This window comes from Pedococcus ginsenosidimutans, from assembly GCF_039544395.1.
In the GTDB taxonomy this organism is placed as follows: Bacteria; Actinomycetota; Actinomycetes; order Actinomycetales; family Dermatophilaceae; genus Pedococcus; species Pedococcus ginsenosidimutans.
The window spans coordinates 1-744 of record NZ_BAABLO010000017.1 but is presented as its reverse complement, the minus strand read 5'-3'; the positions used below and the strand labels follow the sequence as shown (position 1 = coordinate 744).

Below are 744 nucleotides of genomic sequence, written 5' to 3'. Positions count from 1 at the left end.
TGTAATAGCTTTACATACGAATTGCTACAATATTGTATTCCTCGGTCTGAATGATGTATAAGATTTTTAGGCACCTCTTTTAATCCTTTTAATGCCATTTTCAATGCCTGGATGGATTCTATGGTTTTTAAGGTTTGTGCACAATGATACCCTACTATTTTATGAGAATATGCATCCGTAATGAAACTTATATACATATGTTTTTCTTTTACTTTCCAATATGTTATATCGCTCACCCACAATTGATTAGACCCAGTTGCTACATACTCTTTTATCAAATTAGGATATTTCCTAAATCTATGATAGGAGTTTGTCGTACTTATTTTTTTCTTACTCTTTCTAATTAATAATCCATTGTTTCTAAGCATATTAAACAATGCATCTCTACCCATTTTTATATTGTGCTCTTTAAAGACTGGTTGTAACATTTCGTATAATTTTCTTGTCCCAATTTTAGGATGTCTACTTCTAATTTCTTTTACCATTTTTATAATAATATGGTGTTCTTGTCCGACTTCTAAAGACTTCCATGTGTGTTCATAATAAGCTTGCCGTGTGATTCCAAACCATCCACATAGGTTGGCAATTCCTATGTGTGAAAAGCTTTTATTCAGTTCTTCTATGGCTTGGTATTTAACTTTTTTCTAATTGGAATTTTAAACTCCTTTTCAGCTATATCAACCATCGTAGAGTATGCTATAGCTTTCATTTCTGCTTCATTCAAACTTTTTTCAAGATCCGCTA

Annotated in this window: 1 protein-coding gene; it reads right to left on the bottom strand. The window is 31.5% G+C overall.

The window, feature by feature from the left end:
* Positions 1 to 485: DDE-type integrase/transposase/recombinase (locus ABEA42_RS18465; protein WP_345505359.1), on the bottom strand; the 485-nt coding region annotated here is incomplete at its 3' end.
* Positions 486 to 744 lie beyond the last annotated feature (259 nt).